The organism is Gluconobacter frateurii (genome assembly GCF_002723955.1).
In the GTDB taxonomy this organism is placed as follows: Bacteria; Pseudomonadota; Alphaproteobacteria; order Acetobacterales; family Acetobacteraceae; genus Gluconobacter; species Gluconobacter frateurii.
On the sequence record NZ_BEWN01000005.1, the window covers coordinates 82,814 to 108,837 of the forward strand.

The 26,024-nt window shown below is 58.3% G+C and carries 22 protein-coding genes and 1 pseudogene; 14 read left to right on the forward strand and 9 right to left on the reverse strand.

Annotation, left to right across the window (positions count from 1 at the left end; genetic code table 11):
- Positions 1-7 precede the first annotated feature (7 nt).
- Together rpoD and dnaG are read right to left on the reverse strand one after the other, a co-directional pair.
- Positions 8-1,960, reverse strand: coding sequence for an RNA polymerase sigma factor RpoD (rpoD, locus tag GFR01_RS13200; RefSeq protein WP_099182844.1), 1,953 nt, complete (start codon positions 1,958-1,960; stop codon positions 8-10).
- Positions 1,961-2,094: 134 nt separating this feature from the next.
- Entirely contained in the window at positions 2,095-3,933 is a 1,839-nt protein-coding gene (gene dnaG / locus GFR01_RS13205; protein ID WP_099182845.1) for a DNA primase, read from the reverse strand.
- A 333-nt stretch (positions 3,934-4,266) separates the two neighbouring features.
- Here dnaG and GFR01_RS13210 point away from each other — a divergent pair.
- The 5 genes and pseudogenes from GFR01_RS13210 to GFR01_RS13230 all read left to right on the forward strand — a co-directional run bounded on the left by GFR01_RS13210 (position 4,267) and on the right by GFR01_RS13230 (position 9,293).
- Positions 4,267-5,487: pseudogene (locus tag GFR01_RS13210) on the forward strand (NAD(P) transhydrogenase subunit alpha).
- The gene (locus GFR01_RS13215) at positions 5,484-5,804 is read left to right on the forward strand and encodes an NAD(P) transhydrogenase subunit alpha (RefSeq protein ID WP_007282792.1); all 321 of its coding nucleotides are present in this window, start codon (positions 5,484-5,486) and stop codon (positions 5,802-5,804) included. Before GFR01_RS13210 ends, GFR01_RS13215 begins: the two are co-directional and overlap by 4 nt.
- A complete protein-coding gene (locus tag GFR01_RS13220; RefSeq protein WP_099182846.1) occupies positions 5,801-7,222 on the forward strand; it encodes an NAD(P)(+) transhydrogenase (Re/Si-specific) subunit beta in 1,422 nt (473 codons plus the stop codon). The genes GFR01_RS13215 and GFR01_RS13220 overlap by 4 nt, the downstream gene beginning before the upstream one ends.
- 24 nt (positions 7,223-7,246) lie before the next feature.
- A complete protein-coding gene (gene adhP, locus GFR01_RS13225; protein ID WP_099182847.1) occupies positions 7,247-8,275 on the forward strand; it encodes an alcohol dehydrogenase AdhP in 1,029 nt (342 codons plus the stop codon).
- Between the two features lie 34 nt (positions 8,276-8,309).
- Positions 8,310-9,293, forward strand: a complete 984-nt coding sequence (locus GFR01_RS13230) for a zinc-dependent alcohol dehydrogenase family protein (protein WP_099182848.1) — start codon at positions 8,310-8,312, stop codon at positions 9,291-9,293.
- Here GFR01_RS13230 and GFR01_RS13235 read toward each other — a convergent pair whose 3' ends face one another.
- The 3 genes from GFR01_RS13235 to GFR01_RS13245 all read right to left on the reverse strand — a co-directional run bounded on the left by GFR01_RS13235 (position 9,294) and on the right by GFR01_RS13245 (position 12,365).
- Positions 9,294-10,250, reverse strand: coding sequence for a cation diffusion facilitator family transporter (locus tag GFR01_RS13235; RefSeq protein ID WP_099182849.1), 957 nt, complete (start codon positions 10,248-10,250; stop codon positions 9,294-9,296).
- Between the two features lie 77 nt (positions 10,251-10,327).
- Positions 10,328-11,713: a methyl-accepting chemotaxis protein gene (locus tag GFR01_RS13240; protein ID WP_099182850.1), complete on the reverse strand. Its 1,386-nt coding sequence runs from the start codon at positions 11,711-11,713 to the stop codon at positions 10,328-10,330.
- Between the two features lie 196 nt (positions 11,714-11,909).
- Positions 11,910-12,365, reverse strand: coding sequence for a GatB/YqeY domain-containing protein (locus tag GFR01_RS13245; RefSeq protein ID WP_063905337.1), 456 nt, complete (start codon positions 12,363-12,365; stop codon positions 11,910-11,912).
- A gap of 218 nt (positions 12,366-12,583) precedes the next feature.
- On the opposite strand from GFR01_RS13245, the gene carA reads away from it, so the two are divergent.
- Together carA and carB are read left to right on the forward strand one after the other, a co-directional pair.
- Complete coding sequence (gene carA / locus GFR01_RS13250; protein ID WP_099182851.1) at positions 12,584-13,957, forward strand: glutamine-hydrolyzing carbamoyl-phosphate synthase small subunit; 1,374 nt, start codon at positions 12,584-12,586, stop codon at positions 13,955-13,957.
- Positions 13,958-13,960: 3 nt separating this feature from the next.
- On the forward strand, positions 13,961-17,215 hold the full coding sequence (gene carB, locus GFR01_RS13255; RefSeq protein ID WP_099182852.1) for a carbamoyl-phosphate synthase large subunit: 3,255 nt from the start codon (positions 13,961-13,963) through the stop codon (positions 17,213-17,215).
- 52 nt (positions 17,216-17,267) lie between these two features.
- Here the strand turns inward: carB and GFR01_RS13260 are convergent, their stop codons facing one another.
- Positions 17,268-17,474: a helix-turn-helix domain-containing protein gene (locus GFR01_RS13260; RefSeq protein ID WP_099182853.1), complete on the reverse strand. Its 207-nt coding sequence runs from the start codon at positions 17,472-17,474 to the stop codon at positions 17,268-17,270.
- Between the two features lie 228 nt (positions 17,475-17,702).
- On the opposite strand from GFR01_RS13260, the gene greA reads away from it, so the two are divergent.
- From greA to GFR01_RS16250, 3 genes are all read left to right on the forward strand, one after another.
- Positions 17,703-18,176, forward strand: a complete 474-nt coding sequence (gene greA / locus GFR01_RS13265; RefSeq protein WP_007282780.1) for a transcription elongation factor GreA — start codon at positions 17,703-17,705, stop codon at positions 18,174-18,176.
- Complete coding sequence (locus tag GFR01_RS13270) at positions 18,176-19,402, forward strand: threonine ammonia-lyase (protein ID WP_099182854.1); 1,227 nt, start codon at positions 18,176-18,178, stop codon at positions 19,400-19,402. The genes greA and GFR01_RS13270 overlap by 1 nt, the downstream gene beginning before the upstream one ends.
- A 145-nt stretch (positions 19,403-19,547) precedes the next feature.
- Positions 19,548-19,742: a hypothetical protein gene (locus GFR01_RS16250; protein WP_408870399.1), complete on the forward strand. Its 195-nt coding sequence runs from the start codon at positions 19,548-19,550 to the stop codon at positions 19,740-19,742.
- On the opposite strand, the gene GFR01_RS13275 is transcribed toward GFR01_RS16250, so the two are convergent.
- The 3 genes from GFR01_RS13275 to msrB form a co-directional block, all read right to left on the reverse strand.
- Entirely contained in the window at positions 19,712-19,999 is a 288-nt protein-coding gene (locus tag GFR01_RS13275; protein WP_099182855.1) for a DUF1330 domain-containing protein, read from the reverse strand. The two genes, GFR01_RS16250 and GFR01_RS13275, sit on opposite strands and share 31 nt — an antisense overlap.
- A 96-nt stretch (positions 20,000-20,095) precedes the next feature.
- Positions 20,096-20,734, reverse strand: coding sequence for a uracil phosphoribosyltransferase (gene upp, locus GFR01_RS13280; RefSeq protein WP_010502049.1), 639 nt, complete (start codon positions 20,732-20,734; stop codon positions 20,096-20,098).
- The gene (gene msrB, locus GFR01_RS13285; RefSeq protein WP_099182856.1) at positions 20,731-21,150 is read right to left on the reverse strand and encodes a peptide-methionine (R)-S-oxide reductase MsrB; all 420 of its coding nucleotides are present in this window, start codon (positions 21,148-21,150) and stop codon (positions 20,731-20,733) included. The genes upp and msrB overlap by 4 nt, the downstream gene beginning before the upstream one ends.
- Positions 21,151-21,298: 148 nt before the next feature.
- On the opposite strand from msrB, the gene GFR01_RS13290 reads away from it, so the two are divergent.
- The 4 genes from GFR01_RS13290 (at position 21,299) to GFR01_RS13305 (ending at position 26,012) form a co-directional block, all read left to right on the forward strand.
- A complete protein-coding gene (locus GFR01_RS13290; protein WP_063905328.1) occupies positions 21,299-21,490 on the forward strand; it encodes a CsbD family protein in 192 nt (63 codons plus the stop codon).
- Between the two features lie 119 nt (positions 21,491-21,609).
- Entirely contained in the window at positions 21,610-23,148 is a 1,539-nt protein-coding gene (gpmI, locus tag GFR01_RS13295; protein ID WP_099182857.1) for a 2,3-bisphosphoglycerate-independent phosphoglycerate mutase, read from the forward strand.
- Entirely contained in the window at positions 23,135-24,424 is a 1,290-nt protein-coding gene (locus tag GFR01_RS13300; RefSeq protein WP_099182858.1) for a murein hydrolase activator EnvC family protein, read from the forward strand. Before gpmI ends, GFR01_RS13300 begins: the two co-directional genes overlap by 14 nt.
- 124 nt (positions 24,425-24,548) lie before the next feature.
- Positions 24,549-26,012, forward strand: coding sequence for a S41 family peptidase (locus GFR01_RS13305; RefSeq protein ID WP_063905325.1), 1,464 nt, complete (start codon positions 24,549-24,551; stop codon positions 26,010-26,012).
- The last annotated feature ends 12 nt before the right edge of the window (positions 26,013-26,024 follow it).

The window sequence follows — 26,024 nt, forward strand, 5'->3', positions numbered from 1 at the left end:
TTGACGATCAGTTATCGTCGAGGAAGGACCGCAGCTTGCGGCTACGGCTCGGGTGCTTGAGCTTGCGAAGCGCCTTCGCTTCGATCTGACGGATACGCTCACGGGTCACGTTGAACTGCTGCCCAACTTCCTCAAGCGTGTGGTCCGTGTTCATACCAATGCCAAAGCGCATACGAAGCACGCGCTCTTCACGCGGCGTCAGGGACGCCAGAACACGGGTCGTCGCTTCACGCAGGTTCGTCTGGATTGCGGCATCCAACGGAATAACGGCCGTCTTGTCCTCGATGAAGTCACCAAGATGGCTGTCTTCCTCGTCGCCAATCGGCGTTTCAAGGGAAATCGGCTCCTTGGCGATCTTCAGGACCTTCCGAACCTTCTCCAGCGGCATGCCGAGCTTCTCAGCCAGCTCTTCCGGAGCAGGCTCACGCCCGATCTCATGCAGCATCTGCCGGGACGTGCGCACCAGCTTGTTGATCGTCTCGATCATGTGCACCGGAATACGGATCGTCTTGGCCTGATCCGCGATGGAACGCGTGATCGCCTGACGGATCCACCAGGTAGCGTAGGTCGAGAACTTGTAACCGCGACGGTACTCGAATTTGTCCACGGCCTTCATCAGACCGATGTTACCTTCCTGAATCAGATCCAGGAACTGCAGACCACGGTTCGTGTACTTCTTGGCAATCGAGATCACGAGACGCAGGTTGGCCTCGATCATTTCCTTCTTGGCACGCGTGGAATCACGCTCACCACGGGAAATGGTCGCATACACACGGCGGAATTCGCCAACCGGCAGACCTGTCTCATGCGCCAGCGCGGACAGTTCTGCACGCAGGCTCCGAAGCTGCTCCAGATGCCGCGTCGTCAGCGTTTTCCAGCCCTTACCCGGCAGAGTGCAGATGAAGTCGATCCAGGTCGGATCCATCTCGCGGTTACGATACTTCAGCAGGAAGTCATCACGTGTGATTTTGCAGCTTTCTGCAAGCCGCAGCATCCGGCCTTCAAGATTGTTCAGACGCTGAACATGGACCTTGATCTGTGCGACCAGTTCCTCGATCCGGTTGTTATGCAGATGAACCTGCTCAACCAGACTGACCAGCTCACGGCGCAGCTCTTCGTAAACCTGCTCGGATTTATCTGTTGATTCTTCACCTGCCGTCAGGGCTTCAAGGCGCTTGACCTGCAACTGACGAAGCTTGTGATACAGCGGCTCAATGGCTTCAAAGCGCGCCAGAATTTCCGGCTTCAGCTTCTCTTCCAGAGCGGACAGGGACAGACCGCTGCCTTCCTGCTGCTCGCCATCACCTTCTTCGGTGTCGTCATCGCTCGCGTCGTCGTCAGCCGGCTCTTCGCCCTCTTCCCCTTCCTCGCCCTCGGGTCCTGGCTCACCAGCCTGGCTGGCCTCCAGATCCACGATGTCACGAAGCAGCATTTCGCCATCCTTGAGGCGCTCATGCCAGGAAATGATGGCACGGATCGTCAGCGGGCTTTCGCACAGCCCACCAATCATCTCGTCCCGACCAGCCTCGATACGCTTGGCAATCGCAATTTCGCCTTCACGGGACAGAAGCTCAACCGAGCCCATCTCGCGAAGATACATGCGAACCGGATCATCCGTCCGGCTGGCAGCTTCAGCGTCGACATTACCACCCTGTGGCTCGTCAGACTCCTCAGCCTCTTCCTTGGCTTCTTCCTGAGCAGGCTCTGCGTCGTCCTGCTCTTCGTTTTCCAGAACCTGGATGCCCATTTCCGACAGAGCTGCCATCACGTCTTCGATCTGCTCGGAGGACATCTGGTCCTGCGGCAGAACGGCGTTCAGCTCGTCAAACGTGATGTGGCCACGCTCACGCCCTTTGGCGATCAGCCGCTTTACGGCAGCGGACTGCGTATCAAGAAGAGTGGCATCCCCCTCCTGTTCCTGCGCGTTCCGATCCGTACCAGAGGCTGTTTTCGTCGCCATGCGTCTCTCCCTCAACTCCACCGAAAGCAAGCAATTCGGCAGCGTGCAGGTGGTCGATCCTGAGCGGTAAGTCAAGGTTTAGACGAAAAAGAATGCAACTTCACCGCAAGAAAAAACGTTAGCGCCGACCTTTTTCAGCCTTCTTCTTCCACATCCTCACCCCGTCGCAAGGCTTCCAGAACCCTCATCCGAGCCAGCAGACTTTCCGGGAAAGAGGCGTCTCCGTCGCCCCCGCCAGAATAAACCTGCATAATGGTTGCCTGAATGTCATTGGCCACTTCGCGCTCGAAATTGCGAAAATTTACAAGCCCGTAAAAGTGCCACCAGCTCTCCACGACATCGACCTTGAGAACATCGTCCCGGTCTTTTCCAAGCCCTACTTCGCGCGGCATGGGACTTTCTGTAACGGCGGCAGCGATATCCGTCAGACCATGATCCTCAATCCAGCGCTGACAGTTCTCTTCCGTCAGATCCTCGTCCTGACAGGTCCAGTCCAGAAGAGCCGAGCGAATCCGATCCAGATCACCGGGAAGCGCCAGACTGCTATAGGCCTGCTCCACTTCGGGGAGGATGTCCGGATACCGCAGAAGCATCGCTGTAAGAATATTAAGCCGCTCAACACTTCCCTGCTCGATGTGACGCATTTCGCCCGGAGCCTGCGTCGACAGAGGAAGCGGCGCGCCTTTCTTCTGAAACGGCTTTTTCCCGCTTCCTCCACGCCTGAAACGCGCAAAGAACATATCCAGGAACGTGCTGCGATACTCAGACGAGAGAGCACGATCCGGGATAAGCTTTGAAAGAGCCACCAGCTTTTCACGGAGTGCTGCCCGCTGATCGGGACCGGGGTCCGACATGTTCCCCGTCATCAGGCCAAACAGCTCCGTTGCCAGGGAGGTCGCACCTGAAAGAGCCTCCCCCATCGCTCCGGCTCCCCGAGAGCGGATCAGACTGTCTGGGTCATCCTTCGGATCAAGGCGACAGAACCGAAGCGTCCGTTCCGGAGACAGCAACGGAAGTGCGACCTCACAGACACGCAGCGCCGCACGCGCACCAGCCGCATCACCATCCAGACACAGAATGGGGGACGGAGACATCCGCCACAGAAGATCGAGTTGGTCTTCTCCAAGCGCAGTCCCCAGAGGCGCAACGGCCCCACCGAACCCGGCCTGATCCAGGGCAATGACATCCATGTAGCCTTCCACCACAACCAGCTCAGCCCCTTTGTGGACAGCCTCACGAGCCAGATCGAGATTGTAAAGGGTACGCCGTTTGGAAAAGAGCGCCGTTTCCGGGCCATTCAGATATTTCGGCTGACCCTCCCCCAGAGTCCGCGCTCCAAAGGAAATTATTTTCCCCCGACGATCGCGGATCGGAAATGTTACGCGATTGAAAAACAGTTCTCCTTTGGGTTGCCCCCGATCATCCACGCGCAGGATGCCAGCCTGAACCAGCATCTCAGGCGTCACATCATGGGCACGTAGTTCCTCGACCAGATGCCGCCCATCGCCTGACCACCCGAGCCCGAACCGCTCGATGGTTGCGTCACTCAGTCCACGCCCACGCAGGTATGCCAGCCCTTCCCGCCCTTCAGGAAGAGAAAGCCGACGCCGATAGCTGGCCTGAACGAGGGACAGAACCTCGCCAAGAGATTTGACTTCCCGCGCACGTGCCTCACTCCGTGGATCCTGCTTCGGAACTTCAAGCCCCGCTTCCGCCGCCAGTTGCTCGACAGCTTCCGGAAAACTCCGGCCATCGCTCTGCATGACAAACGAAATCGCATCGCCATGCGCACCACAGCCGAAACAGTGAAAGTGGTCGTCATAGACGTAGAAAGACGGCGTCTTTTCCCCATGAAAAGGGCAGCACGTTTTCCAGTTCCGGCCCGAACGAACCAGCTTGTTACGCCGGCCAATCAGGGAGGCCAGGGGCGTCCGATTACGGAGTTCGTCCAGAAAGGCAGCGTCGAATGCCATGGGGCAGCAGGAGCCTTTCGATCAGTTCTGTCAGGAGAGAAGGCTCTTACAATCCTGAGGCGGGAAAATCCACTCTTCCCACAACGTCCCTGAGTTAAAGAAAACCTGAACAGCAAATACCCATTTTCGAAACAATCGTAGCCATTTTCCCGATCTGGAAACGATTACAATATGACAAACAGAAGAAATTTTTTTCTTTTGACACCCATCAATGGAAGAGGCGCAAATATAGCGTCAATATGGCAGTCGAATGAGGTGCAGGCCCCTGCGTCCCTTTATTGGGGTGGATGAGTCGCGCCTCCACAAAAGATTAAAGACGCAGGATTTCAACCTATGACCGTAAAAATCACGGTACTAAAAGAACAGGACGAAGGTGGCGAACGCCGCGTCGCCCTGATCCCGCAGGTTGTCGAGCGCCTCAGCAGCCTCGGCGTCTCTTTCGCGATGGAAAACGGGGCCGGTGTCGCCTCTTCCTACCCGGATGAAACCTACAAAGACGTAACCCTTTCAACGGATCGGAAGGCCCTGCTAGGCGACGCGGACATTGTTCTCGCCGTTTAGCCTCCTACCATTGAAACCGTTCAGGCCATGAAGCCCGGCGCCATTCTGGTGTCCTTCATCTACGGTCGGAACCACCCTGATCTGGTCAAGGCCCTGCGGGACCAGAAAGTGACCTGCTTCGCCATGGAGCTGGTTCCCCGCATTTCCCGCGCCCAGGCCATGGACGCCCTGTCCAGTCAGGCGACCCTTGCCGGCTATTACGCCGTCCTGCTCGGGTCCGTGCACATGACCAAGATCCTTCCCATGATGACCACCGCCGTCGGCTCCCTGCGGGCAGCACAGGTTTTGGTCATGGGACTTGGTGTCGCCGGTCTACAGGCCCTCGCGACAGCCAAGCGCCTTGGTGCGGTCACGGAAGGCTATGACGTCCGCCCCGAAACACGCGAAGAAGCACAGTCTCTCGGTGCCAAATTCGTCGATACCGGCGTGGATGCCACCGGCAAGGGCGGTTATGCCCGGGAACTGACGGATGAAGAAAAGCAGACAGTCCGCAAGGCCATCAGCGATCACATCGCCCGCGCCGACCTGATCGTCACCACGGCAGCCGTCCCCGGCAAGAAGGCTCCGCGCCTGATTGATGCCGAACAGATCAAGGCCATGAAACCCGGCTCCGTCATCATCGACCTTGGTGCAGAAGGTGGCGGTAACTGTGAGGGTACACAGGCTGGCCAGATCGTACAGGTTGGCCCGACGACGATTGTCGGCCCCGTCAATGTTCCGTCCATGCTCGCCCTTCAGGCCAGTGAACTTTATTCCAAGAACATCATGCATCTGCTCCAGCAGATCCTGACCAAGGATGGTCAGATCCAGCTGGATTTCACCGATGAAGTCATTTCCGGCACCGCCCTCACTCATGATGGCTACATCACGAACGAAGGCATCCGCACAGCCGTCGATCCGAATTCCCCGGCGCCACCAGCACCACAACCCCCTGCCCCGGCTGCCGCCCCCGCCGCACCGGCACAGGCTTCAGGACAGGAGGCCGCACGATGATCACCGCAATGACATTCATCATCGCGCTTTACATCTTCATGCTCGCCGCCTTCACGGGCTACGAGGTCATCAGCCGTGTGCCATCCATTCTGCACACACCGCTGATGTCCGGCTCGAACTTCGTGCACGGCATCGTGGTCGTGGGTGCGCTGACAGCCCTGTTCAACGCCTCTTCCGTGCTCGAACAGGTTGTCGGCTTCCTCGGCGTCATGATGGGTGCTGGTAACGTTGTCGGCGGTTACGTCGTGACAGACCGGATGCTGGCCATGTTCAAGCCCAGCGACAAAGCTGCTCCGCAGAAGGGAGCACAGAAATGATCCTCCTCGAATATATCGTTGCCATCAGCGCCCTTATCGCCTCCGGCCTGCTGGTCTATGGCCTCAAGCGCATGTCCTCTCCCGTTACGGCCGTTTCCGGCATTGTGACGGCAGGCTGGGGTATGCTGTTCGTCACCGCAGCCAGCTTCCTCGGCATTTTCAGTGTTTCTGAAGCCGCCAAACCACATCTGGTCGTCAACGTCATTCTGGCTATTCTTGGCCTCGTCATCGGCGGTGGCTGGGCTGGCTGGAAAGGCCGCAGCGTTGCCATGACGGCCATGCCGCAGATGGTCGCCCTCTTCAACGGCATGGGTGGCGGCGCTGCCGCGGCAGTCTCCGTCATTGCCCTGACCGGCCCGAAGGAGACAGGCATTGTTCCTCTTCTCGTCACCGTCGCTGGTGGCCTGATCGGTAGCATGTCCCTGTCGGGCTCCATCATTGCCTGGGCCAAACTCGATGGCCGGATGAACAAGCCGATCCGCTTCGGTGGGCAGCGTATCGTTAATGCTGCCGTCTTCATGCTGACCGTCCTGCTCGGGATCATGGCAGCCTTCCTGTACCATCAGGATGGCGGCGGTATCGCCACGCTGCTGTTCTTCATCGGCGCCCTGCTGGCTGGCATCTGCATGACGATCCCCATCGGCGGCGCAGACATGCCGGTCGTGATTTCGCTGTACAACGCCTTCACGGGTCTGGCTGTGGGTCTCGAAGGCTATGTCATGGCCGATCCGGCTCTGATGATTGCCGGTATGGTCGTGGGTTCTGCCGGTACGCTGCTGACGGTCATGATGGCCAAGGGCATGAACCGCTCCATTTCCAACGTGCTGTTCAGCAACTTTGGTGAAGCCTCTGCCTCCACGGCCACAGGCCCGCAGAAAGAAGCCAAGTCCGTTGCTCCAGGCGATGCTGCCACGACAATGCGCTATGCTTCGTCTGTCATCATTGTTCCGGGTTACGGTCTGGCCGTTGCTCAGGCTCAGGGCAAGCTTTACGACTTCGTCAAGCAGCTTCAGGCCGCAGGCGTGGACGTCAAGTTCGCCATCCATCCGGTCGCCGGCCGTATGCCAGGCCACATGAACGTGCTGCTCGCCGAAGCCGGCGTCCCGTACGACATGATCTATGACATGGAAGACATCAACGACAGCTTCGCTGACACGGATGTCGCCCTCATCATTGGCGCCAACGACGTGGTGAACCCGTCTGCCAGGACAGATAAGTCCTCCCCGATCTATGGCATGCCAATCCTCAATGCCGATCAGGCCCGTCAGGTCTTTGTCATCAAGCGTGGCATGGGCATGGGTTACTCCGCTGTTCAGAACCCGCTCTTCTTCCAGGACAACTGCGCCATGGTCTTCGGCGATGCGCAGGCCGTCCTCAGCAAGATGGTCGAAGCCGTCAAGGCTCTCGGCACATCGTAAACCAGTTCTCAAGGAGACACTCTCATGGCTGATACAATGCTGGCCGCCGTCGTCCGCGAGTTCGGAAAGCCTCTCTCTGTCGAGAGGCTTCCCATTCCCGAGATCCGGCCAAACCAGATCCTCGTGAAAGTCGACACCTGCGGCGTCTGCCACACCGACCTGCATGCCGCAGAGGGTGACTGGCCTGCAAAACCGAACCCACCGTTCATCCCGGGCCATGAAGGCATCGGCCATATCGTGGCAGTGGGCAGTCAGGTCAATCACGTCAAGGTCGGCGACGTAGTCGGCGTGCCCTGGCTCTACTCTGCCTGCGGACACTGCGAACACTGCCTCGGCGGCTGGGAAACGCTATGCAAAGAGCAGGACGACACCGGTTACACGGTCAATGGCTGCTTCGCCGAATATGTTGTCGCAGATCCGAACTATGTCGCCCATCTGCCCAGCAACATTGATGCCCTACAGGCAGCGCCCGTCCTTTGCGCTGGCCTGACCGTTTATAAGGGTCTGAAGATGACCGAGGCACGCCCCGGTCAGTGGATGGCCATTTCGGGCGTTGGCGGTCTGGGTCAGATGGCCGTTCAATACGCGGTTGCCATGGGCATGAATGTCGTGGCCGTCGATATTGATGACGACAAGCTCGCCACAGCCAAAAAGCTTGGTGCTGCCCTGACCGTCAATGCCAAGGACAAGGACCCGGCAGCCTTCATCCAGCAGGAAGTCGGCGGCGCTCACGGTGCTCTCGTTACGGCTGTGGGCCGCACCGCGTTCTCGCAGGCCATGGGTTATGCCCGTCGTGGCGGCACAATTGTTCTGAATGGCCTGCCACCCGGAGACTTCCCGGTGTCGATCTTCGATATGGTCATGAACGGCACGACCATTCGTGGCTCCATTGTCGGCACACGGCTGGACATGATCGAAGCCATGGATTTCTTCGCCCGCGGCAAGGTCAAGTCCGTCGTAACGGCAGACAAGATCGAGAACATCAACACGATCTTCGACAACCTCAAGAACGGCCGCCTTCAGGGCCGTACGGTCCTGGATTTCCGGTCCTGAGACAAGACACCTGAGACTTTAGAAAGCACACGCCATGTTTGCCATGCAGCTCCGCCAACACCACCAGCCTCTGGAATGGGTGGAGCTGCCAGACCCCGAACCCGGACCGGACGAAATCCGTATCCGTATCGGGGCCTGCGGCGTCTGCCGGACAGACCTGCATGTCGTGGACGGCGAACTCGCCAACCCCACTCTTCCCATCATTCCCGGACATGAAATTGTTGGCCGTATCGACAAGCTCGGAAGCAACGTTACAAGCCTGAATGTGGGGGAACGGGTCGGTATCCCATGGCTCGGCCATACCTGTGGGCATTGCTATTACTGCACCCACGGGATGGAAAATCTCTGCGACCATCCTCTTTTCACAGGCTTCACCCGCAATGGCGGCTACGCGACTATGACCGTCGCCGATGCCCGATACGCCTTTCCCATGGGTGACAAAGGGGAAGACAAGGACCTCGCCCCACTCCTCTGCGCCGGACTGATCGGCTGGCGCTGTCTCAGCAAAGCTGGAGACGGCAAAAAGATCGGCCTGTATGGCTTCGGAGCCGCCGCTCACATCATCATTCAGGTGCTGCGCTGGCAGGGACGCGAGGTTTATGCCTTCACATCCCCCGGAGACACAGAGAAGCAGGCATTTGCCCGCTCCCTTGGTGCCGTGTGGGCAGGCGGTTCAGACGAACTTCCCCCCGAACCGCTTGACGCTGTCATTCTATTTGCCCCTGTCGGCGCATTGGTTCCCGCCGGACTGAAAGCCGTCCGCAAGGGTGGGAAGGTCGTGTGTGGCGGCATCCACATGAGCCCGATCCCGTCCTTCTCCTACGATACACTCTGGGAAGAACGCGAAATCGTCTCCGTTGCCAATCTGACCCGGCAGGACGGGCTGGATTTTCTGAAACTGGCACCGGAGATCGGCATAAAGGTGACGAATACGCCTTACACTCTCAAGAACGCCAATCAGGCTCTGGATGATCTGCGCCATGGCCGCTTTGAGGGCGCTGCCGTCCTCATTCCGTAATCAGCTTAGAGGTGCCGGAACCCCATCCCGTCGATCCTGCGCCTCGACATACATGCGCAATACAGACGGGTAACGTGTCCGCGTCGTCTTTTCGAGTAACGACACTCCGCGCTCTACATCGCCAGCAGGGATCGCGTCATTCCAGTCGAGCGACACCAGCACAATCGTGCTCTCCGGACCGCGGGTTTCCGTCACAACTTCATTGACCCCAACCACACCCGGCAATTTGGCCGCTTCTGCCCGAACAAAAGCATCAATATCGGGATTACTCTCGCCGACCAGCAGAGAGCGCGTCTCGTTAGTCAGAAGCCCGGCGACAACAACCAGAACCACACCAATCAGCAGAGACGCCACACCGTCCAGAACGTGAAGACCTGTCACCACGGACAGCAGAGTGAAGACGAGTGCAATAACAAGGCTGACCAGCGCGGCACCATCCTCAAACAGAACGACAAACAGGCCCGGGTCCACACTCCGGCGAATGATGTTCCAAAGGGAAACACCCTCTTTGCGTGGCAGGGATTTCACAGCTGCAATGAAACCGTATCCCTCCATACTTCCCGAAATAGCCAGAATGGCGACGTTCATCCACCAGCCCGGAAATACATGCCCAAGGATCTGGACAGGCTGCATTTCGGACGGGTGCATAACTTTTTCCCACCCCTCATAAAGAGAGGCCACGCCACCACCCACAAACAGGGCTCCGGCAACCACCATCGTCCAGAAATACAGCTCCCGGTGATGACCAAGAGGATGCTGTTTCGTGGCAGGCGCACCCGCCCGTTTCATACCCACCAGCAGAAGAAGCTGGTTTCCACAGTCGACAAAGGAATGAACGGTCTCCGCCAGCATGGCAGCGGAGCCTGTCAGCAATGCAGCTGCGCCCTTCACGCAGGCGATACCCAAATTCACGCCCAACGCGATGAAAACGACTTTTACGGAACTGCCTGCGGACATTCTGGCCTCATGATGCGAAACAGTCTTTAGCTTGGAGAGGTTGAAGGTCCCGTGTCAAACTTTCCCACTTTCATTTCTCAGACGATTGCCTTGAGCGAAGTACGAAAGGTGAATTGCTTGACCTCTTTCGCCAGATCAGACGCTTCCTGACGCAGATTACGACAGGCGGACGTCACCTGTTCCACCATGGCCGCATTGTGTTGCGTCATCTGGTCCATTTCCCGGATCGCCGTGTTGATCGTCTCAAGACTTGCGGCTTCATCCGCAGTTGAACGAGAGATGTCCTGCAGCACTGAGGTAATGCCATCAATGTGGTCGTTGATGAGATGCATGGCCTTGTCAGCTTCTCCCACCAGATGAACTCCCTCTTCCACCTGCTTGACGGACGCCCCGATGATGCCCTGAATTTCCCGGGCGGACTGGGCAGATCTCTGCGCAAGTGCACGGATCTCCATTGCAACAACATTGAAACCTCGCCCCGCATCCCCTGCCCTGGCGGCTTCTATCCCAGCATTCAGGGATAGAAGGTTCGTCTGAAACGCCATTTCCTCAATGAGTCCGATAATGGACTCAATCCGGCGGGAAGACGTACGAAGCGCTCCCATGGCATCGTTAGCTGAACGCATGACATCCGAAACCGATAGCGCCTGCTCTCGCGTTCCCATAGCCGTTTCTCTGGCTTTCTGGGATGCCTTGGCCGTCTCACGTACTGTCAGGGTAATATTGTTGATGGACGACGCGGACTCTGCCAACCGGGTCGCCTGCCGTTCTGTACGATTGGCGAGATCACCAGACGCTGCGGAAATTTCTCCCGTTCCGCTCGCAATAACGGATGTGCCATCCGAAATTTTTTCCAAAGCGGCCCGATACGCTCGGATCATCGTGTTGAAGTTCTGTCGGAAGTCTTCGAAGCGATCCTGGAAAGGCTTGCTAAAGGTAAATGTCAGGTTGCCAGATTTTACAACATCCATCCCCGCGCAGATGGCCTCAATGGTATTGTCCTGAATTTGACGAATACGTTCGCTCTCACCCGAAAACCGCCGTTCCGCTTCCGTAGCCTGCTGAGCTTCCACAGCTGCCAGCTTCTGATAGGCAATGCGCTCTTCACTGTTTTTCAGAAACGCCTGAAGAGAGCGTGCCAACCGCCCCGCACAGTCTCGGTGATGCAGGAAAGGAACCGCCACTTCCGTTGCACCACCTGCAACCTTCTCTGTTACAGCTGTGATTTTTTCAAACGGGACCGCAACGATTTTGATGGTGAAGCGACCAAGCAGCAGCGTCAGAACAATCTGGAGGGCCACACCCGCAACCGGCGCGATAACCTGCACATCCTGAAGACCAGACAGATAACGCAGACAGATCTGATCAACCATTACCTGTACGAGCGACAGAACCAGCAATGCGCCAATGATGACACGAAGCTTCTGCCGAACATACGCGGTCTGTTCTATCCACTGCAGCATCTTGCTTCTCGCTCACATCTCACGGCCAGGTTCAGAAACGGGCCTCTGACAAGGTAGAGGGGCGATATCTATCAAATGAGCTTTAATGATACGTTAATTAAACAGGAACATTTTATGCCAAACGGATTCAAAGGCATAATTGCATAAAAAAACCGCCCTGAAGGGCGGTTTTTCCAATTCAACTTATCTCGTCATATCAGGCGGAGAGACGAGCCTTCACCAACCCGCTGGCCTTGGCCGGATCAAGATCGGAACCGAAACGCTCCCTAAGAGCCGCCATGACCTTGCCCATATCCTTCATACCCCCTGCACCAACAGCCGTTACAGCCTCATCAATGGCAGCTTTCAGCGTGCCCTCATCCAGTTCAGGCGGCAGATAGGACTGGATCGTAGCGATCTCGCCCTCTTCCTTCTCGGCAAGCTCCGGACGACCACCCTGACGATACATGGCGGCAGACTCTGTGCGGGACTTGATCATGGAGCGCAGGGCAGAAATCATTTCCGCTTCCGTCACTTCTCCACTCTTGGCGCGAGCCGCAACCTCGAGATCCTTGAGCTTTGCAGTGATGCCTCGGATCTGCGCTACCTTTTCGGACTGGCCGGCCTTCATTGCGGCCTTGAGATCGTCCATGATCTGTGTGCGAAGTGACATGCGCCTTCTCCCATCTGTTCAGAGGCCCGAAAGCCTCGTATCAATTCATGGCCGCAGACTCGCACAAAAGCAGGCTTCCAACAATGGAAGGCCTGATAAGGGAAGTTTTTTCCCACACCACCTTTCCTTACCGAGAATCACTTGGGAAAAAACTTCCCATGCGCGCCTCAATCGCTTATCAGACCTGAAAGTGAACACGGAGCCAGGAACGGGCGACCATGGACATCGACAGAATCATCGAAAAAGCCGGAGGCGCGGATGAGATCGCCGCTCTTGCCGGCGTCGGCCTTGAGGCCGTCCGCAAATGGCGTCAGTCGCGAACCGTGCCGACCAAGCACTGGCCCGCGTTGCTGCGCGTTCCCGGAATCGAACTCCAGGACCTGACTTCCGCTGAAACCCCGCAAGAAAGAGAGACGGACGTGTCCAATTCCTGCCCTGCCGGCGCCAATGCCGCCCTTGTCCTTGCAGATGGCACGGTCCTGTGGGGCCGAGGCTTCGGCGCCCATACCGATGGCGCCGTTGGTGAACTCTGCTTCTCCACCGGCATGACCGGCTATCAGGAAACCCTGACAGACCCGTCTTTCGCTGGGCAGATCGTCACCTTTACCTTCCCGCATATCGGCAATGTCGGTACGAACACGGACGACAATGAAGCGCCCAAAATGGCCGCTCTTGGCGCCGTCGTGAAGGAAGACGTCACCGCTCCGGCAAGCTGGCGCTCCATGGAATCCCTCGACGGCTGGCTGAAGCAGCACGGCCGTGCGGGTATCAGCGGCGTCGACACCCGCGCCGTCACCCGCTCCCTGCGGGATAATGGCCCCCAAACTGCCATCCTTGCCTTTCCAGCAAACGGTCGGATCGACACCGACAGCCTGTTGAACCGCGCCCGTCAGTGGCCTGGCCTCGAAGGCATGGATCTCGCCAAAGAGGTCACGCAGCCGAAGCGCGTCTGGACGGAAGGCGTGTGGGAAAGCACCCGACCGACCCGTACCGAGAACCGCCGCCGCGTGGTCGCCATGGATTACGGCGCCAAGGACAACATCCTCCGCTGCCTCGTGACCGCCGGTTGTGACGTCACGGTTCTGCCCGCGACAGCTACAGCTGAGGAAATTCTGGAACTGAAGCCCGAAGGCGTGTTCCTGTCCAACGGCCCGGGCGATCCGGCAGCGACCGGCACCTATGCCGTCCCGGCCATCAAGAGCGTTCTGGACGCCAACGTGCCAGTTTTCGGCATCTGCCTGGGCCACCAGCTTCTCGCACAGGCTCTCGGCGGCAAGACCTACAAGCTGGATCGTGGCCATCGCGGCGCCAACCAGCCGGTCAAAGACATCGAAAGCGGCCGCGTGGAAATCACCAGCCAGAACCATGGCTTCGCCGTGGATGAGAAGTCCCTGCCCGCCGATGTGAAGGTGACGCATGTGAGCCTGTTTGACGGCTCCAACGAAGGCATTGCTTCCACCACCAAGGACGCCTTCTCCGTTCAGTATCACCCCGAGGCCAGCCCTGGCCCGTCTGACAGTTTCTATCTTTTCGAGCGTTTCGTCGCGGTCATGGACCGTCGCGCCGCCAACAGCACGAACGCAGGAGCCTGAGCCATGCCAAAACGGACAGACATCAAGTCCATCCTGATCATCGGCGCAGGCCCGATCGTTATCGGACAGGCCTGCGAATTCGATTACTCCGGCGCACAGGCCTGTAAGGCCCTGCGTGAGGAAGGCTACCGCGTCATCCTCATCAACTCCAACCCAGCCACGATCATGACCGATCCGGGCCTGGCGGACGCGACCTATATCGAGCCGATCACGCCGGAATTCGTCGAGCGCATCATCCTCAAGGAAAAGCCCGACGCCGTCCTGCCCACCATGGGTGGCCAGACAGCCCTGAACGCCGCCATGGCGCTCGACAAATCCGGCTTCCTCAAGAAGCACAATGTGGAACTGATTGGCGCAGACGCAGAGGTCATTGACCGCGCGGAAGATCGCCAGAAGTTCCGCGAAGCCATGGACGAAATCGGGATCGAAAGCCCACGCAGCACCATCGCCCATACGCTGGCAGAAGCGCGCGCGGCTCTGGCTGACGTCGGCCTGCCCGCCATCATCCGCCCGTCTTTCACCATGGGCGGCGCTGGCGGCGGCATCGCCTACAATCGCGAAGAGTTCGACCAGATCGTCACAGGCGGCCTTGATGCCTCCCCGACGACGGAAGTGCTGATTGAAGAGTCCGTTCTGGGCTGGAAAGAGTACGAGATGGAAGTGGTCCGCGACACCGCGGATAACTGCATCATCATCTGCTCCATCGAGAACATCGACCCGATGGGTGTTCACACAGGTGACTCCATTACCGTTGCCCCGGCCCTGACGCTGACCGACAAGGAATACCAGCGCATGCGGGACGCCTCACTGGCGTGCCTGCGCAAGATCGGCGTCGAAACAGGCGGCTCCAATGTGCAGTTCGGCGTCAATCCGGCTGATGGCCGCATGGTCGTCATCGAGATGAACCCGCGCGTGTCCCGGTCGTCTGCACTCGCCTCCAAGGCCACTGGCTTCCCGATCGCCAAGATCGCCGCCAAGCTGGCCGTCGGTTACACGCTGGACGAACTTAAGAACGACATCACGAAGACAACCCCTGCCTCCTTCGAGCCGACGATCGACTACGTTGTCGCCAAGATCCCCCGCTTCACGTTCGAGAAGTTCCCGGGTTCCCCGGCCCTGCTTTCGACGTCCATGAAGTCGGTAGGCGAAGCCATGTCCGTGGGCCGCTCCTTTGCCGAAGCGATCCAGAAGGGCTTCCGCTCCATGGAGACAGGCCTGATGGGTCTGGACCCGGTTGAAGCACCCGGCGACGGTTCCAAGGACGCCTATCTGGCTGCCCTCGCAGAACCACGCCCCGAGCGTATCCTGATGGCCGCACAGGCGCTCCGCGCTGGCCTGACGGTTGAAGAGGTTCAGCAGGCCTGCAAATTCGAACCATGGTTCCTGCGCCAGCTGGAAGACATTATCGCCTCCGAGCGTGACGTTGAGAAGAATGGCCTGCCTAAGGACGCCTACGGTTTCCGTCGCCTGAAGGCTCAGGGTTTCTCCGACGCCCAGCTCGCTCGCCTTTCCGGCCAGAGCGTCCCGGATGTTGCAGCACAGCGCGAAGCTCTCAACGTCGTGCCCGTCTATCGCCGCATCGATACCTGCGCGGCCGAGTTCGCCTCTGACACGCCGTACCTGTACTCCACCTATGAAGGCGGGTTCGGCACACCGGAATGCGAGAGCCAGCCGACAGGCCGCGACAAGATCATCATTCTGGGCGGTGGCCCGAACCGGATTGGTCAGGGCATCGAGTTCGATTACTGCTGCGTTCATGCCGCCTACGCCCTGCGCGAAGCTGGCTTTGAAACAGTCATGGTCAACTGCAACCCGGAAACGGTCTCTACGGACTACGACACGTCCGACCGTCTGTATTTCGAGCCGCTTACGGCCGAAGACGTCATCGCCCTTATTCGCACGGAAGCCCGTGGCGGCAAGATCCTGGGCTGCATCGTGCAATACGGCGGCCAGACGCCGCTGAAGCTGTCCCGCGCACTGGAAGAGGCTGGCATTCCGCTCCTCGGCACCCCTGCCGACGCGATTGACCGCGCCGAAGACCGTGAGCGTTTCCAGACCATGCTGCGTAAGCTCGGTCTACGCCAGCCACGCAACGGGATCGCCCGCACCCCTGCAGATGCCGAGAAGGTTGCAGAGGAAGTTGGTTATCCGGTCGTCGCTCGTCCGTCCTACGTTCTGGGCGGACGCGCAATGGAAATCGTGTACGACAATGCTGGTCTGAAGCATTACCTCAACACGGTTCTGCGCGCAGCCGGCCCGGAAGTCTCGACCGGCCCGATCCTGCTCGACCACTACCTGAACGACGCGATCGAAGCCGACGTGGACTGCATCGCCGATGGCGAGACGGTCTATGTCGCCGGCGTCATGGAACACATCGAGGAGGCTGGCATCCATTCCGGTGACTCCGCCTGCTCCCTGCCGCCCTACACGCTCTCCCCAGCACTGGTGACGGAACTCCGCTCCCAGACGGAAGCCATGGCTCGTGAGCTTGGTATCCGTGGCCTGATGAACGTGCAGTACGCCATCAAGGATCAGGAAGTCTTCGTTCTCGAAGTAAATCCCCGCGCCTCCCGTACCGTGCCGTTCGTCGCCAAAGCGACTGGCGTTCCGGTTGCCAAGATCGGTGCCCGTGTCATGGCTGGTGCGCGCCTGTCCGAGTTCCGTCTGGATGGCGGCGCGGTCTCCCCGCATGTGGCCGTCAAGGAAGCTGTCTTCCCGTTCCATCGCTTTGCCAACGCTGACACGATCCTTGGTCCGGAAATGCGCTCCACAGGTGAAGTCATGGGGCTGGATTCCAGCTTTGAGCGGGCTTTCGCCAAGTCCCAGCTCGCTGCTGGCGTAAAGCTGCCACTGTCCGGAACGGTCTTTCTGTCCGTGCGTGACAGCGACAAGGGACATGTTCAGCCTCTGGCCCGCAAGCTGGTCGAAATGGGCTTCACCATTCTTGCAACCAGCGGTACGGCCTCACGCCTGGAAGCGGCCAACATTCCCGTGAAGCGCGTGAACAAGGTCATGCAGGGACGCCCGAACTGCGTGGATGCCATCCGTTCCGGGGACGTGCAGATGGTCATCAACACGTCTCAGGGTGGTCAGGCAGCCCGCGACAGTTACGACATTCGTCGCGGCGCGCTGACCATGGGCGTTCCGCACTACACCACGATTGCGGGCGCCCGTGCGGCGACATACGCAATCGCCGTCCTCAAGGAAGGCGATCTGGGTGTTGCCCCGCTCCAGTCCTACTTCAAGGGCGAGTTCTGAACCTACCTGATGAAAAAGCCCGTCAGAGCAATCTGACGGGCTTTTTTCGTTCTTATTCGTCTGAATACCGAAGAATATCGCCCGGCTGACAGTCGAGAACCCGACAAAGAGCGTCCAGCGTAGAAAACCGGATCGCTTTTGCTTTCCCTGTCTTGAGAATGGAGAGATTGGCAAGCGTCAGGCCCACCTTCTCTGACAGTTCCGTCAAAGACATGCCCCGCTCTTTCAGAAGCTCATCCAGACTGACGTGAACAGACATCAGATGACCTTGTCTCCTGTCTTTTTTCTGCCCCGCCAACAAGGCTTTCCATACTCGAACAGATAACTTTGATTATTGATCCTCGATAATCGTTTCGACATAAACAACCATCACAAATTTATCGCTATTCGATAAACAAAAACACCGCACCTTGCAAGAAACCCCCTGAAATCCTATATTGTCTGGCTATTCATTCAATTTCAGCTACGCTTTTCCGAGGATTTCAGAGTGCAGAAAATTCCCATGACCGCGCAGGGACTGCAGCGTCTTGAAGACGAACTGCGTACCCTCAAGAGCGTTGATCGCCCTGCCGTCATCCGGGCCATTGCTGAAGCACGCGAGCATGGCGACCTCTCCGAAAACGCAGAGTATCATGCCGCTCGTGACCGCCAGTCCTTCATCGAAGGACGCGTGCTTGAGCTTGAAAGTATTGTTTCTTCAGCCGACGTAATCGATCCGTCCACGTTCACTGGCACCAAGGTGCGCTTTGGTGCTCATATCGAAGTCGTGGATGAAGAGACAGACAAGGAAAACGCCTACCAGATCGTCGGCGTCCACGAAGCCGATATCAAGCAGGGCCTGATCTCGATCTCCTCCCCGCTTGCCAAGGCCCTGATCGGCAAGGATGTGGGCGATACCATCTCCGTTCCCGCTCCCGGCGGCGACCGTACCTACGAGATCCTGAAAGTCACATACCGCTGATGTCTGACGTCCTGACGTCCACCGTCCCTGTCGTTACCATCCAGGACATCGAGAGCGCCCATGAGCGCATCGCGTCCACAGTGGTACGCACGCCGACGATTACCTGCCCCGCCCTGTCCCGTCTGACAGGCGCGGAAATTACGCTCAAGCTTGAGAATCTTCAGGCCATTGGCTCCTTCAAGGAGCGGGGTGCCGCCAACAAAATGGCGCTCCTGACGGCTGAAGAAAGGGCACGCGGCGTCATTACCGTTTCGGCAGGCAATCACGCGCAGGGTGTGGCCCGTCAGGCCAGTCTTCTCGGCATTGATGCGACAATCGTCATGCCGCGCTTTACCCCGGCATCCAAAGTTGCGGCAACGCAGGCCTGGGGAGCGAATGTCGTTCTGGCTGGCGACGATTTTGCACAGGCCTGCGTCACAGCAGAAGAACTGCAGAAGACAGAAGGACGCGTTCTCGTCCATCCGTTCAATGATCCTGCTGTCATTGCCGGACAGGGCACGGCTGCTCTGGAACTGCTTCAGGACGCCCCCCAGATCGACACGGTCGTTGTGCCGGTTGGTGGCGGTGGCTTGATTGGTGGCTTTGCAACCGTGATGGCGGCCTTACGACCGGACGTGGAAGTCATTGGTGTACAGGTCGAGGCCTATGCGTCCCTGGCTGCGTTCCCGACAGAGGGCGGCCCGACGCTCGGCGGCTCCACGATCGCGGAAGGCATTGCCGTCACCACGATGGGCGAACACTGCCTGAACGCATTCCGCAACCGGATTTCCAGAATTCTTGTGGTTAATGAACTTCAGGTCGAAAGCGCCATCACAACGCTCGCCGAGAAAGCCAAACAGGTCTGCGAAGGTGCAGGCGCCACGGGACTGGCTGCCGTTATCGCCAATCCGGATCTGTTCAAGGGCCGCAAAGTCGCCCTTCCCCTCTCGGGCGGCAATATTAACGCCCGTATTCTGGCGAATACGATACTTCGCTCGCTCTTGCGGGACGGCCGGATCCTGCGTCTGATTTTCCAGATCCCTGACCGGCCCGGCATGCTGGCCGATATTTCCGCCCGGATCGGTAACTATGGCGGAAACATCATCGAAGTGTCCCATCACCGTCTGTTCGCGTCCCCATCCGTGCAAACGGCGGAACTGGTCGTCATGATTGAAGCCCGCGATACGGAACATGCAAAACAGATCGAGACGGATCTGTCCCGGCATTACATCGTACGCAGAGACTGAGAAGTTTTCGCTGGTTTACAGCCCTTATTGGGCTGTCCCTAGCGGGCTGCACCAATCTTTCGGGCAATTCGAAAGCTTGGTAGAAGCCGGCTATATAGACGCCAGATATCCTCGTGATATCTTCGAACGGGGCGAAACAGCCAAGATGGAAGTTGCCTACGAGATCAGCAAAGCGGGCGTTTTCTCAAACTGTCACATCGTGCAGTCGAATGATCCTCACTTGAACGCATCGGCGCTGGCAGGAACGGCAAAAACATTGCCGTCCCCCACTACATCGAACACGATGATTTCACGATTTAGAGCAACCGTTCAAACACCCTCTACAATAACAACATTGTAGGACGCTGCTTTCCAGCGGTGCTTCGCGGCAGCCTGATACTCCGGGCTGTCGTACCAGGCACGAGCAGATGCGATATCCGGAAATTCGATAATGACAACACCGTCCGGCTCAATACCTTCAAGCTTTTCCTGCTTTCCATAAGCAGCCAGAATTTTGGCAGGATGGCCTTTAAAGGACTCCCCAACCGTATCTGAGTACGTTTGAAATTCAGCCGGATCTGTCAATTTATCGCGGATAAAAATAGCGTAGGCGGTCATGGATTAAACTCCCGAGAAAAGGGTGATGATCCATAACCGGCCACAAAACGGCATAACATTCAGCACACAAGCGCGTGTGCCGAATATTTGCATCTATTAGCGTGTGCCGAACAGACGGTCGCCAGCATCTCCCAGACCCGGGACAATATAGCCGTGCTCGTCAAGTTTCTGATCCACACAACACGTCACGACCTGCACATCCGGATGCAGCTCCGTCATGTGAGCAATTCCTTCCGGAGCGGCCAGAAGACAGGCGAAAACAGGCGCAATTGCTCCTGCTTCCTTAACGCGCGTGACAGCGGCTGCGGCTGAATGGCCCGTTGCAAGCATCGGGTCCAGAACGATGCAGGTCCGCCCCGGAACGTCGCTCGGCATATTGAAGTAGTATTCACTGACTTCCAGCGTCTCATGGTCCCGGCGAAGACCAATATGACCGACACGCGCAGACGGCACGAGATCCAGCATTCCATCCAAAAGGCCGTTGCCGGCACGCAGAATGGAGACAAAGCAGAGCTTCTTGCCGTCCAGTTCCTCACCTTCCATGAACCCGCTTGGTGCTTCGATCTGACGCGGCACAAGAGACAGATTACGCGTGGCTTCATAAGCCAGAAGCAGGCTGAGCTCACGGGTCAGGCGACGAAAGCCCGCTGTGGATGTGTTCTTATCACGCAGACGGGTCAGCTTGTGGCGCACCAGCGGATGGTCGAGAACGATAGGCGGCAGCGCCTGACTCATACTTTTTCTCCTGCGGCCGGCCGAAAATCGAGCGCCAGACCGTTCATGCAATAACGTAGTCCCGTGGGTGGTGGCCCATCAGGAAAGACATGCCCCAGATGCCCCTGGCAGCTCGCACAGTGCACTTCCGTGCGAACCATTCCATGGCTCCCATCCTGCGTCGTTTCAACCGCGCCTTCCAGCGGCTGGAAAAACGATGGCCATCCACTCCCGCTTTCGTATTTCGCCGCGGACGAAAACAGCTCACGGCCACACCCGGCACAAGCGTAAATTCCGGAACGTTTTTCGTCGTTCAGCGGACTGGAACCGGGATATTCGGTACCATGCTCCAGCAGAATACGGCGCTGTTCCGGGGTAAGGCCAACACCACATCCGCCACCATTGGCGCCCTTAACGGGACCGCAGCCTTGGGTCATGGTCAGTCTCCAGAAAATCTGAGGTTTTCAGTTCCCGATATATGGAAGCCGCACACCCTTTTGTCACGCATATCTGGAGAGAAGGGCGAAACTTCTTGCCGCCTGCCCCGTTGAAATCCTGCAACTCTTTATTCAGGAGGAGATCACCATGAGCTCCATCGAAGACAAACTCAAAGGCGCCACCAACAAGGTCGTAGGCAAGATCAAGGAAGAAGTTGGTCGCGTCACGAATGACGAGCAGCTTGAAGGCGAAGGTGTTGTGCAGAACCTCAAGGGCGAAGCACAGACCGCCAAGGGCGACGTCAAGGACACCGTCAAGAAGGGTATCGACAGGATCTGACTCTCACGTCACTGTCATGATACAGCAACGCCCGCCTCTTCGGCGGGCGTTCGCATTTTGGGGGAAAGGTGGCATACTGACGCCTATTCTTTCCTCCTTCTGCAAGACAGGAAACCGCCATGTCCTCTACCGCTTCCTCACAACGCCGCCCCGTCATGCTCGTCATTCTGGACGGGTTCGGCTGGCGCGAGGAAAACTCTGACAATGCGGTAAGACTGGCCAACACCCCGACTTTCGATACCCTGTGGGCAAAGTCCCCTCACGCCTTCCTTAAAACATGCGGCGAAGATGTCGGCCTGCCGGAAGGTCAGATGGGAAACTCGGAGGTTGGCCATCTCAATATCGGGGCTGGCCGTGTGGTGATGCAGGAACTGCCGCGCATCTCACGCAGCGCCCGCGATGGCTCTCTGGCCGAGAACACAGTCCTGAAAGAATTCATTCACGCCCTTAAGACGTCTGGCGGAACCTGCCATCTCATGGGCTTGATTTCTCCAGGTGGCGTACATGCCCACCAGGACCACGTTCTGGCACTCGCCAAAATCGTCAGCGCGGCCGGCGTTCCTGTTGCTCTGCACATCTTCAGTGATGGTCGTGATACGGCTCCTCAGTCCGGTCAGGAGTATATTCCTGCCCTTCTTAAGGACCTCCCCGAAAGCGTGCAGGTCGCCACGATCAGCGGCCGCTATTACGCCATGGACCGTGATCGCCGTTGGGAACGCGTCAAGCTAGCCATCGATGCAATCCGGGATGGCAAGGGCCCACATGCAGACGACGCCCTTTCCGTACTAAAAGCCAGCTACGCCGAAGACAAAGGGGATGAGTTCGTTATCCCAACAGTCCTTGGCGATTATGCAGGGATGAAAGACGGCGACGGCATCCTGTCCTGCAACTTCCGTGCAGATCGTATCCGCCAGCTTCTGGATGTTCTGGTTGTGCCAGATTTCGACGGTTACGAGAGTGGCCGGCGCATCAATTTCGCAGCGGTCAGCGGCATGACGCGGTATTCAGACCACCTTGCCCCATACATGACTGTCCTCTTTCCAAAGATCCCGCTGGACGATCTGCTGGGAGACGTCGTGGCCAAGGCTGGCAAAGCCCAGCTTCGTATGGCCGAGACGGAAAAATTCCCGCATGTCACATACTTCCTGAATGGTGGCCGTGAAGTCCAGCTTCCGGGCGAAGAGCGTATCCTCGTTCCGTCTCCCAAGGTTGCGACCTACGATCTACAGCCGGAAATGTCTGCTCCCGAACTGACAGACCGTGCCGTGGAAGCCATTGAATCCGGCCGCTTTGACATGATTATTCTGAACTTCGCCAACCCGGATATGGTCGGCCATACCGGCTCTCTCCCGGCAGCCATCAAAGCCTGCGAAACCGTTGATCAGGGTCTGGGTCGCATCAACGACGCCATCACTCGCGCAGGCGGTACACTGATCGTTACGGCGGATCACGGTAACTGCGAGACCATGCGTGATCCGGAGACCGGCGGCGCTCATACAGCGCATACACTCAACGTCGTCCCGGTCATTCTGGCTCACGCCGAGGGCAAAACCATCCATGACGGACGCCTCGCCGATCTGGCACCCACACTGCTTGCGCTGCTCGGCCTGCCCCAGCCCGCAGCCATGACAGGCATTTCCCTGCTTGAAAACGCCTGATCCAGCCAGAGTGCTGCCATTGGCTCTGGCGGTTACGCCATGGCTGATGGCAGCCTCTCCGGCAGATCACGCCCATCATCGATCTGCCAGGCCTGCTCATCATTCATCCGCCCCAAGTGGCGGACAACAGGCCCTTGCGCGGGTGCAGGCAGCCCGAAAGGCTCTGGAAGCGCAACAGGCGCAGGAAGCCGCGACCTTACGGGCCAGACAGCAGGCGGCTACTCAGGCCCAGCAGAAAGCGCTTCAGGACAACGCCCGCAAGGTCGCATTCGCCGCGCAGACACGCACGGCTCAAACGGCTGTTCAAACTACCCGCTCCCGTATTGATACACTGAACGCAGAAATTGAAGATCTGACACAGAAGCAAACCAGCATCAGGCAGGATATCGCACACGAAAACGAAGCGTTGCAGCCCCTGCTGCCGGTCGCCGCGCGCCTGTCCATTGCTCCCGACGCGGCGCTCCTTGCCTCACCTTCCGCAGCGACAGACAGCGTGACAGCCCTGTCCATTCTCGGTGGCTTCTCGCGCCTGACCCAGCAACGCGCCGCGCACCTCCAGACAAAACAGGAAGAACTCCAGACAGTCGGAGACGCGCTTGATAGCCGTCAGAAAGAACTGGATGGTCTCCTGAAATCCCAGACGCATCAGCGAGATGTCGCAGCAGCCAGAACAAAGGTCGCTGCCCGCCAGGAAACAGTATCGGATCAAGCCGCGAAACGCGCTAAGTCCGCGGTCGCCGAAGCCATGAAAGCCTCCGCCGATCTTTCGGCCGAAATCGAGGCGATTGCTCGGCAGGAAGCACAGGCAAAGGCCGAACTTGAAGCCGAAGCCCGCGCGCTGGCAAAGCAGCATCAGATGGAGCAGGCCCGAAAAACAAGAGCACAGGCAAAGGCACTCTCTGCCGGAAATGGCGTTTCTTCCGGCAACGGACACGCGCCTGTGTCAGGACATATCGCCGTGAGATGGGGACAGGATACCGAGGCCGGCCCTTCCACCGGCATCACGTATGCTGCTGTGTCCTCAGCGTCGGTTCAGGCGCCCTGTAGCGGACGAATCGTCTTCTCGGGCCCTTTTCGCTCGTTCGGGCAGATGCTGATCCTCGATTGCGGACAGAATTATCGCTTTGTTCTTTCCGGCCTTGGCTCTTTGGGTGTTTCGAGCGGCCAAAGTGTCAGAAAAGCCGCCACACTTGGGCAAATGCCTGCCTCCGACGGGCTGCTCTTCGTCCAGTTGCGTCACGGCGCACAGATCGTCAGTCCTGCTCCGTTTCTCTGACCCTGTTTTCTGACAGAGCAGGACACTGTAAGCTCACGTCTTAACATTTCGGCAACCCGTTTCGCGCTAGTCCTGCACAGCAAGAGACGCCGGAAGCACGCCCGTTCCCGAGGATGGAGATCACATGAAGTTCCGTACTGGCCTGTTGCTGGGCACCGCCTTTCTGGCCGGACTGGCTGTCGGACCGGGCGCACTGCGTCTCGTCGGGTCCGCTGGCACTTTCCCTACCGCCGCCATCGCCCGCGACGTCTCCCATGACAACAGCGCTGAAACCGTTCGTCTCCTGACCCTCCTGGGTACGGTCATGGACGTTGTGAAGGCCGAATACGTTCATCCGGTGTCGGACAAGGACCTCATCAACAATGCCCTGGATGGCATGGTTGGCGAACTCGATCCGCATTCGTCTTACATGACCGCCGCCCAGTTCAAGGACATGCAGACCGAAATTTCCGGCAAGTTCGGCGGTCTTGGCCTTCAGGTTCAGGCTGAGTCTGGTCATGTTCGCGTGGTGTCGCCGATTGATGGCACACCTGCTGCGCGCGCTGGTATCCAGACTGGTGATTTCATCACGATGGTTGACCACAAGAGCATTGATGGTCTGACGCTCGATCAGGCTGTTCGCAAGATGCGTGGCGATCCGGGAACATCCATCAGCCTGACCGTCGTCCGTCCCAAGACGGGCAAAACGCTGACCTTCGACATGAAGCGCGAAATCGTTCACGTCCAGATCGTCCGTTCCGCCCTGTACGGCAGCACGGCCTACATCCGTCTGACCGAATTCGATGACGATCTTGAAAGCGCAATGCACACGGCTTTTGACAAGCTGAAAGCAGAAGCCGCCAAGAGCCCTGCTCACAAGCTGACCGGCGTGATCCTTGATCTGCGGTCGAACCCTGGTGGCAAGCTCGATCAGGCCATCGCCGTCTCCGATGATTTCATCAAGGAAGGCGAGATCGTCTCCATCCGCGGTCGTCATCCGGAGAACAATCAGCGCTGGGATGCTCGGGGAACGGATATCACCAATGGTCTGCCTATCGTCGTGCTGACGAATGGCGGCTCGGCTTCAGCCAGCGAAATCGTAGCCGGTGCTCTGAAAGATCATCGTCGTGCAGTCATTCTTGGCGAAAAGACGTTCGGCAAGGGTTCCGTCCAGACGCTGATCCCGATTGGGGATCAGGGGGCTGTTCGCCTGACAACGGCCCGTTACTACACACCATCTGGCCGTTCCATTCAGGGACTTGGCATCACACCGGACATCGCCGTTGCGGAAACCAAGGACGATGATGGCTACGGCTATCGTGAGGCCGATCTGTCCCATATCCTGACGAATGTGGGAGGCAATCGCACGGCTGAGACGGCTCGCACGGATCTTCCGGAGATTTCCAAGTCCATTCCCAAGGCTCCCCCGGCAGACTGGCCGAAGTTTGACCTGACGAAACCCGCAACGGATTTCCAGCTTCAGCAGGCAATCAAGGTCGTGAATGCCATGGCAGGAATTTCGAACCCGGCCCCTGCGGTTGAACAGGCAACCGAGGTCAAGGCCCCGCCGTCTGACAAGAAGCCCACGCCGCCAACCCCGGCGCACTAACCCCTACTTCCC

Excerpts from the sequence above, each read along its gene's own strand:
- rpoD (WP_099182844.1), bottom strand. The coding sequence starts at position 1,960 with ATGGCGACGAAAACAGCCTCTGGTACGGATCGGAACGCGCAGGAACAG.
- dnaG (WP_099182845.1), bottom strand. The coding sequence starts at position 3,933 with ATGGCATTCGACGCTGCCTTTCTGGACGAACTCCGTAATCGGACGCCC.
- GFR01_RS13215 (WP_007282792.1), top strand. The coding sequence starts at position 5,484 with ATGATCACCGCAATGACATTCATCATCGCGCTTTACATCTTCATGCTC.
- GFR01_RS13220 (WP_099182846.1), top strand. The coding sequence starts at position 5,801 with ATGATCCTCCTCGAATATATCGTTGCCATCAGCGCCCTTATCGCCTCC.
- adhP (WP_099182847.1), top strand. The coding sequence starts at position 7,247 with ATGGCTGATACAATGCTGGCCGCCGTCGTCCGCGAGTTCGGAAAGCCT.
- GFR01_RS13230 (WP_099182848.1), top strand. The coding sequence starts at position 8,310 with ATGTTTGCCATGCAGCTCCGCCAACACCACCAGCCTCTGGAATGGGTG.
- GFR01_RS13235 (WP_099182849.1), bottom strand. The coding sequence starts at position 10,250 with ATGTCCGCAGGCAGTTCCGTAAAAGTCGTTTTCATCGCGTTGGGCGTG.
- GFR01_RS13240 (WP_099182850.1), bottom strand. The coding sequence starts at position 11,713 with ATGCTGCAGTGGATAGAACAGACCGCGTATGTTCGGCAGAAGCTTCGT.
- GFR01_RS13245 (WP_063905337.1), bottom strand. The coding sequence starts at position 12,365 with ATGTCACTTCGCACACAGATCATGGACGATCTCAAGGCCGCAATGAAG.
- carA (WP_099182851.1), top strand. The coding sequence starts at position 12,584 with ATGGACATCGACAGAATCATCGAAAAAGCCGGAGGCGCGGATGAGATC.
- carB (WP_099182852.1), top strand. The coding sequence starts at position 13,961 with ATGCCAAAACGGACAGACATCAAGTCCATCCTGATCATCGGCGCAGGC.
- GFR01_RS13260 (WP_099182853.1), bottom strand. The coding sequence starts at position 17,474 with ATGTCTGTTCACGTCAGTCTGGATGAGCTTCTGAAAGAGCGGGGCATG.
- GFR01_RS13270 (WP_099182854.1), top strand. The coding sequence starts at position 18,176 with ATGTCTGACGTCCTGACGTCCACCGTCCCTGTCGTTACCATCCAGGAC.
- GFR01_RS16250 (WP_408870399.1), top strand. The coding sequence starts at position 19,548 with ATGGAAGTTGCCTACGAGATCAGCAAAGCGGGCGTTTTCTCAAACTGT.
- GFR01_RS13275 (WP_099182855.1), bottom strand. The coding sequence starts at position 19,999 with ATGACCGCCTACGCTATTTTTATCCGCGATAAATTGACAGATCCGGCT.
- upp (WP_010502049.1), bottom strand. The coding sequence starts at position 20,734 with ATGAGTCAGGCGCTGCCGCCTATCGTTCTCGACCATCCGCTGGTGCGC.
- msrB (WP_099182856.1), bottom strand. The coding sequence starts at position 21,150 with ATGACCCAAGGCTGCGGTCCCGTTAAGGGCGCCAATGGTGGCGGATGT.
- GFR01_RS13290 (WP_063905328.1), top strand. The coding sequence starts at position 21,299 with ATGAGCTCCATCGAAGACAAACTCAAAGGCGCCACCAACAAGGTCGTA.
- gpmI (WP_099182857.1), top strand. The coding sequence starts at position 21,610 with ATGTCCTCTACCGCTTCCTCACAACGCCGCCCCGTCATGCTCGTCATT.
- GFR01_RS13305 (WP_063905325.1), top strand. The coding sequence starts at position 24,549 with ATGAAGTTCCGTACTGGCCTGTTGCTGGGCACCGCCTTTCTGGCCGGA.